This window comes from Actinospineispora acaciae DSM 45401, from assembly GCF_000620785.1.
Classification (GTDB): domain Bacteria; phylum Actinomycetota; class Actinomycetes; order Mycobacteriales; family Pseudonocardiaceae; genus Pseudonocardia; species Pseudonocardia acaciae.
In genome coordinates, this window is record NZ_JIAI01000051.1 from 1 (window position 1) to 7,529 (window position 7,529).

The following is a 7,529-nucleotide window of genomic DNA, read 5'->3' on the forward strand; positions in this document are numbered from 1 at the left end:
GACACCTTCGTAGCAACCATGCCGCGCTCGACCCGAGCGGTGGGCGCGGAGGGGGTACCGCCCCCACATCCCGCGGCCACCGCCGACACGACCAAAGCCGAAGACACCGCGAGCGCGACCGTCAGGGCATGCTTGTGCCGCGTGGCCGTCCGAACCGGAGTCAAGGGGTTCGCCTCACTGTCTTCTTCGCGATGGGTCAACAAGAGTCCTCTTGTCACACTCAACGCCTGGGGCGGGAACGAGATACGAGCTCGCTAGGCCAGTTCCAAAGACTCTCTTAACGAGTCGTTACCGATTCGATTGGTGGAAGCGTGCTCGCCACGAGGGCGAACACGACCGCGATGCCCACGACGATGACGACCGCGCGAGCGAACCGGGCGCGTCGACGGCTCGGACTTTTCGGCCAACCGACCATGCCCCGAGCAGGCCGGAATCGAACACCGCTAGGCCTCTTCTTATTACGCGACATACTTATCCATCCCTGTCGCCGGAAGGGCGGACCCCGATGGGACTTTAGTGGGTGGAATGACCCCGCTTCAACATCAACTACTGCCCGAACCCCTGGTCAACAGCCTGGACCGCCTCTACCGGACCGATCAAGACTAACAAATCATTAACAGTTGATTCCCGCCTGGTCGAGTCATCTTATATAGTACAACAAAAGGTCCCCGGCGGCTCGTCTCCACAGGTGCTAGGTTGTGCGCGCTGTCGGCCGATATCGATTCGACGGGGTTCACGCGGGTGAGCCCAATCGCGGCCGCGCACATCCTGGAAATGAGAGAAGAGGGGCCTGGGAAATATGGTAAACAGGATGAAGTCGGGACGACGTCGTGCCGTCGCGGTCGCAATGGTGACGGTGGGTTGTTCGGCGCTCATCGCACTGGCCGGGTCTGGTACGGCCCTGGCCGCCACCCCTTCGCCTGGCGCGGGCGTCATGGCCGCCCCGGCTGAAGGATCGCCTACCGGTGACTACAGCGACGGCTACGCCGAGGGACACCAGAAGGGTCACGTCCAGGGCATCAGGGACGCCAAGGACAACTGCAAGGAAGACCACCCGGAGCCCCCGAAGACGATGAACGACGGGCGGTCCGACTACTACCGCGGCTTCTTCGCCGGCTACCGCGACGGGTTCCAGGAGGCGTACAAGCGCACCTACGACGAGGTCTGCGGCGGAAAGCGCTAAACGCCCTGACCAACGCATGCTCCGCCGCGCGGCGCCGTGTTCACCCGCCTTGCCGGATCCGCCGGCTGGGCACCCCCGGGGTGATGGCGCCGCGCGGCGTTGTCGGAGCCCCCGATACAGCCGTTGTATCGGGGCTTCGAACCAGACACGCGGATCGTCGCACCTGACCGTCATCGGCGAGTGGTGGCCCGAAAGAATCCCGCCGAGGAGGTGCGCGGCCTAAATGACCCGCTCCACGACTTCACCCATTGTCAGGGTTAGCGGCGTGGAGGTCGGCCAGGGGTTCCGAGACGTGGTTCCGGTTATATGCCTCGACTAGCTGGAGGTAGTCGAGAAACGTCGCGTCGGCGGGCTCGTGCAAAGCGAGCCAGGTCAGTCTCGCGGAGGCTTCCAGATAGATTTGGTCCACCGGGTCTCGCGGCACGCTGAAAACGCGCTTCCTGGCCCGCCGGCAATGGCCGAGCAGCTTGGCTTCGTGAGCGTCGCCCCCGTCGGTCCGGGGTCGTGCCCGGTACCGCGAGCCGTAGCCCTGGAAGTTCCGTTCCACCCTGATCAGGTTCGGCAGGAAGCGTTCGAGGATGATCTCTCGAGCGGTCCGGGCGGGATCGCCCGCGTCTCGGTAGGGCGCGAACCCCTCGTTGAGGTGGGCGAGCTCCGGCGCCGCATAGCTCGACATTCGCTCGGTTCCGCCTACCGCGACCACTCGCGCGGCCAGCTGTTCCGGGCTGGGCAGGGGCTCCGCCGAGCCCGTGTAGACGGACTCGAGTATGTCCCACAGGTTCAGCCACCAGAACTCGAACTGTGAGCCGACCAGAGCCGAGTTAGCAATATCCATGTGCCCGCTCGGCAGGCGTCTTGTACGCATTCGGGCGGCGAGCTCGACCCGTGCTGTAAAATCGATCGGTACGCCATTCTCACGGAGGATTCGCGCATAGCTCGAAATGAAATGCACCTGAAGTGCCTGGTCCCCCTGGGCGTGCCGAAACGACTCGTACAGCATCGTTTGGACATGTCGCCGGAAACCCAACTTCTCTGGACGCGCCACGACCTGAGCAGCCCGCATGAGTCCCCTCTCCGCTCCGGCGAACTGAGGCGAACCTAAGACAAATCGGCTAATGAGTCTACTGAGTTAATAAAACTGCCGGGTTAACTTAACGATCGGGCTAACAGTGCCGCTGCCGGTACGGTGATCAGCGTCAGCGCCGCCATGCGGGGTGCCGGGCGCTGGGCTGTTGCCGCGCGGCTACAGCCGTGGCGAGTACGGGCGCATCCTGGCCGCGGCGCGCACCGGCATTCGCCGCGCAACTCGCCGACGGAACGGCCAGAGGTCAGGGCTTGCCGCCGACCGGTGGGCCGAAATAGCCCACCTTCGAGGACTCGTCCATGCCCACCTCGTAGGTGATGGCGGGGTCGATGGTGTTCGAGGAGACCACGGCGCCGGTCGCGTTGTTCTGGAAGGACCAGGCCATCGGCTTGCGGCCGTGGATCTCGTTGTGCGTGATCTCCACCTGGTGGACGTCGTCGATCTCGGTGGCCTCGGAGGCGTGGTTCTCGCAGTAGTTGTCGGAGAAGGTGAAGTCCGCCGACCGCCCCTGACCCGAGCCGTCGCCGGCGAGCGGGTTGGGGCCTTCGGCGATGAGACAGATGTTGCTGATCCGCTCGCAGCGGTTCCTGGTCACCTTGAGGTGCTCGCTGGCAATGTGCTTGTCGTCGGTGGCGAAGGTCTGCATGCAGTCGGCGTGCGCGCCGAGCAGGTGGCTGGTGTCGCGGATGGTGTTCTGCCTGATCGTGATGTAGCTGCCGAAAAAGCGGATGCCGTCGCCGTCGTCACCGCGCGGACTGAGCACGGTGGTGTTCTCCAGGGTGATGTTGTTGCCCCGCAGGTAGACCCCGGGCGCGCGGGGGCGTACCGCGTTGAGGCCGGAGATTCTGACGTTGCTGGCCTCCACGGTGATGCCCTTGACGATGGTGCGGCCGTCGCCGACGAGCTCGATCGGTCGCTTGCGGGTGCCTGACGTGTTGAGCACGAGGCGCTTGTGGTGCAGGTCGCCGAGCAGGCAGATGCGGTCTCCGGGGCGCGCCTTGGCCAGCGCGGCGGCCATGGTTTCGGTGGTGTCCGCGGTTCGGGTGCAGTGGGTCGGCGCGGGAAGCGGCCGGATCGCACCTCGGCCGTCCGGGGCGGTCGCCGACACCGGCTCGGGGTCGAGGTGTGCCCCGCCGCACCCGGCGACCACCGCGAGGCAGACCAGCGCGAGCACCAGCCGCACCGGTCGCATCCCCATGGCCGGGGGGCGGGAGATCTGAGAGGGCGACATGAGTGGCTCCGGGTCAGTCGATGCTGCCGGCGAAGGCGATGACCGCGATGTTGGCGAGGAAGGCGACGGTTATTCCGAGGGCGACCCCCGCATACAGCCTGGGTCGGGCTTCCCGGCCGCCCGATGCCACGAGCAGCCGGATCACCGTGTACAGCAGCGCGCCCGCCGCGATCCCCTGGAACGCGACCACGGTCGTGCTGTTGGCCAGCCACAGGCCCACCGCCGTGGCCACCAGCACCGGGGCCCCGCCCACCAGGGCCAGCAGCGCGGGCGGGCGCTCGCCGGCGGTGGACAGCGCGGCGAGCCGGCGCCCTTCGAGAACGTTGAGCAGGCCCAGCCCGGCCGCGAGCAGTATCGGGAAGGCGATCTCATGACGCCCGCCGTTGCCGCCGATGGCCAGGCCGACCAGCGCGCCGTGCAGCCCGACGCCCACCGAGGCGCGCAGCGCCAGCCGCCGCGCCCGCGTCGCCGCCACCAGGCCGCTCGTCCCGGTCGCGGCCCCGGCGCCAGGACCCGGCGCGTACGTCGGGCCCGCTTCCTCGTCGTCGCGCCCGGGGTAGGCCAGGAACGACGACGCCGCCTGCCAGGCCAGCGCGCCGAAGCCGACCACCAGCCCGGCCAGGAGCAGCGGCGCGAGCGTGAAGATCTCCTCGGGCCCGTCGATCTCGTCGCGCATGGCCTCGATCGCGTTGCTGATCGGCTCGAACCCGTGCGTGAGCAGGTCCCAGAGCAGGAACAGCAGCACACCCACCGCGCTCGCCCGCCACAGGACGCCGGCCTCGGCCGGAGCCCGTCTCAGGCCGACGAACAGCCCCAACGCAACGGCGAGTCCGGCGACGAGCCCATACACCAGAACCAGGACATCACTCATCCAGCCCCCTCAGGAGTTCGTCCACAGCATGGCCATTGGATCGCTCACCGTTATATGTGAGCCAATTATTTCGGAATTCGCCCCCTGGCGATGCCGAATGCTACCCAGGAAATACGCAGCCGCCCAAACGGCGCCATCCCAAGAATCCTTTAATTAACTCCTAAGTACACGCGAAGAAGTACCACGGTGGACGGGCCGGTCAACGGATAACGGCTGGTTCGAGGGACAGCGAGCCCGCGTCGTCGACTACATCGAGGCCATCCCCACTGGAGTCCAGCGGCGTGGCGATGAAGCTGGTGGTAGTCGGTGAGGCGAAGCAGGTGGCGGAGGACCAGCAAGCAAACGATCATCGCTAGTGAGGCCACGTCCGACCATCCGCCCGACTCCACCTAGATGACATGATCCTGGCCGGCAGTCGTAGATTGCCGCGCATGAAGTCTGGGCGCCCGGCTGCTAGACCATCGGAAGAAGAACGGAAGCGAAAGGGAAGTGCCCGGAGCAACCAGCGCGCACCTACTTCAGTTAGTGCCGACATGCTGAACAAGCAGTTTCTGGCTGGTAGTTCTGCGTCCGCAGCCGGACCCGGGCACCATTCGTCTCACAACTCCCAATGGCAACTTCCTCCTCCGGTGACGTCTGGCCCCCGGGAGAGTAGTTGGCCTTCGACCAACGCCTTACCGCTCTCAATGCAGGCCACGCGGACGTGAGCTGGATCACCGTACGTTCCCGAGAAGTTTGCTGTGGCACCCGCAATGTCAAAGAGGCGGCACGCACGCCAGGAGATCTGCGCTCAGGAAGGTTCCCCATGCGCGTAAACTTGCTCACGGTTCTGACTGTCTTCATGTTAGCAGGCGTCCTCGCTAGCATCATTCAGACTTTTCCCACCTCAGCCGTGCATTCCGACGCGACCTGGGGGCCAACACATCTGGCCGCGGTGAAATCTTCCACAGATGAGTCCGCGCCTCCGGGCACGAAACTGGTATGCCCGGAAGAGGGTGACGACTTCTGCGCATTTCTCGCCAAGGATTACGGTGAAGAATGGAACGTCTCAATTCTTGGAACAGATCTACCTGATGGATACTGCTTGGACAGGGAAAGACCCCAGTGGAGATCGTACAAGAACCACAGTAGTGCGGAAGGCTATTTCTATGAAGGTGACAACTGTGATGGGCGGTCGTTGCCTGTCACTCACCACTCTGAAAACCCAGACATAGGCTTTGATGCGCACAGCTTTAAGTACGCCTGTGTATCCTGCGGTCCCCGGCAGAAGAAGTAGCCAGAGACGTCCTCCTGGGCATTCGGGGGCGTCCACATCCGTTATTGGGTTAGGGCTTCTCCGGGGCTGGGTTATGTCCGGACGTTCGAGAACGGCCCCTGACCAGTCGAAGCGCGCCTAGGCCGGGAGATCCGCCGGTCGTGGAAGCGCTTCCGTACACCCGTTGGCCTGCCGTACACCAGGTTGGCAAAGGCTCAGTGCCGTCAGTTCCCGATCAGCTCGCGGATCTGGGCGGCGACCGCGGCGTGGCGGTCCGGGTGCAGCTCGGCGACCCGCTCCTGGAGGGCGGCGCGCGCCACCCACACGATCCGGTCGAGCATGGCGGTGCCGGCGTCGACGATCGGCTCGCGGTAGGTGCCCTCGTAGACCGCCCGGGCGTCGACCTCGACCGCGATGACCCGCCGGTCACCGAACGCGGCGTTGTAGGCGTCGGAGGACACCACCAGGTAGTTCATCGGGCCCATGACCTCGTCACGGGACACCCACACCTGCCCGTACCGGATGCGCCCGGCCGGCGAGGTCACCGCTCCTCGAGCGCGGCGATCGCGCGGCGGCGGCGGGCCGCCATCAGCGCGGCCTCCTGCTCGTCGGTGTAGACAGGCTCGCGGGCGTCCTCCTCGGCCCGAGCCCGCATCGCCTTGGCCGCCAACGCCTGATGTTGCAGCACCTGCCGGACCCAGTCGGACAGGTTCGTGCCCGCATCAGCCGCCGCGGCCTTCACCTCGGCCAGCAGCTCGTCATCCAACTTGACCGACACCTGCGTTGACATGCGCACAGCATGACAGATCGTCACTCGCATCGTAGGTCGCCATCGCGGACATCTGAGCGCTATACGGTTCGGGTTCTCGGGCGCCTCGCGCCTAGCCTGAAGGTCGGCCACGTCGGCCTCGGTGTGGCCTGAGGCAGAGGGGGTAGGGGTGGCGTCGGGCAGTGCCGGCCCCAGCGAGGGTCGGGAGCGGGGGACTACCGGAGCGCTCCTCGTCCCACCGGCGGTCGATCGCGCACAGCGTGCCGGGCGCGGACGGCGACCATGACTCGCACGTCGAGCGAGACCGAGGCGGGGCCCGCGGTCTGTGCACTGCCGGGCTGCGACAAGATCATCACCGGTCATCCGGCCAACCGTCTGTACTGCGGTGTTGCGCACCGCAACGCGGCCCGTAAACGCCGCAGGTCGGCGGCCGCGCCGGCATCCGAGCCCGCCGACCGGGGCGCGGCGGCGCCCGGTCCGGCCGAGGTCTCGCCGGAGCCGGTGGCCAGGCCACCGCGCGTGCTCGCCGGCAGCGGGTCGGGCGAGCAGGGTCCGAACTGGGATCCGAGCCTGACCCGGCATGGCTTCCGGCGACTGGTCCCCGAGCCACGGTCACGGTGGTACCGACGCTCCGAACGGCCCTCGACCACCCGTAGCGTGCGCCGACGGGGCCCCCTGCGGTGGCTGTTCGAGAGCGCCAACGCACCCGCGCCGACAAAGGCGCCACAAGAGCCATCACAGTCGCCATACCCATCGCTCCCGGCGGCCCAGCCGCCCCCGGCCGTGGCCCCTGAACCGGCGGCCGCCGCACCCGTGGAACCGTCCCCGGCGAAGCCGGCGCTCATCCCGGTCGAGCGGCCGGCCGCGGCGGCGTCGGGGTCGGCGGCTCGTGCGTTGCGTTCGGGGTTTGCCTGGTCGGTGTCGGCGGTGTCGGGGTTGGCGGGGCGTACCGGGGCGGCCGCGCGTGCCGCTGCTACCGGTGTGGCCTCGGCGTTGTCGAAGCGGGGCGGTCAGGGCAAGCGTCAGCGGTCCGGCGTTTCGCGGGCGGCCACTGGGCCGGCGCGGCCCCAGCGGGCTGTGCGGCCGGGCGGTCTGGGCGCCCCGGTGGGCAGTGGTGAGGTCGCTGTCGAGGCGCT

Annotated in this window: 6 protein-coding genes; 1 reads left to right on the top strand and 5 read right to left on the bottom strand. The window is 67.0% G+C overall.

The features are described from left to right. Positions 1-811: 811 nt before the first annotated feature. Positions 812-1,183 (top strand): hypothetical protein, encoded by a 372-nt coding sequence (locus tag N912_RS0147795; protein WP_156994461.1) that lies wholly within the window; start codon positions 812-814, stop codon positions 1,181-1,183. A gap of 241 nt (positions 1,184-1,424) precedes the next feature. Here the strand turns inward: N912_RS0147795 and N912_RS0147800 are convergent, their stop codons facing one another. The 5 genes from N912_RS0147800 to N912_RS64880 form a co-directional block, all read right to left on the bottom strand. Then, entirely contained in the window at positions 1,425-2,183 is a 759-nt protein-coding gene (locus N912_RS0147800; protein WP_028927981.1) for a hypothetical protein, read from the bottom strand. A gap of 328 nt (positions 2,184-2,511) precedes the next feature. Further along, positions 2,512-3,498, bottom strand: a complete 987-nt coding sequence (locus N912_RS0147805; RefSeq protein WP_084212115.1) for a right-handed parallel beta-helix repeat-containing protein — start codon at positions 3,496-3,498, stop codon at positions 2,512-2,514. A gap of 13 nt (positions 3,499-3,511) precedes the next feature. Beyond that, positions 3,512-4,369 (bottom strand): hypothetical protein, encoded by an 858-nt coding sequence (locus N912_RS61430; protein WP_156994462.1) that lies wholly within the window; start codon positions 4,367-4,369, stop codon positions 3,512-3,514. Between the two features lie 1,479 nt (positions 4,370-5,848). Continuing rightward, entirely contained in the window at positions 5,849-6,169 is a 321-nt protein-coding gene (locus tag N912_RS0147815) for a hypothetical protein (RefSeq protein WP_028927983.1), read from the bottom strand. Then, positions 6,166-6,414, bottom strand: coding sequence for a ribbon-helix-helix protein, CopG family (locus N912_RS64880; RefSeq protein WP_037070419.1), 249 nt, complete (start codon positions 6,412-6,414; stop codon positions 6,166-6,168). The genes N912_RS0147815 and N912_RS64880 overlap by 4 nt, the downstream gene beginning before the upstream one ends. Positions 6,415-7,529 lie beyond the last annotated feature (1,115 nt).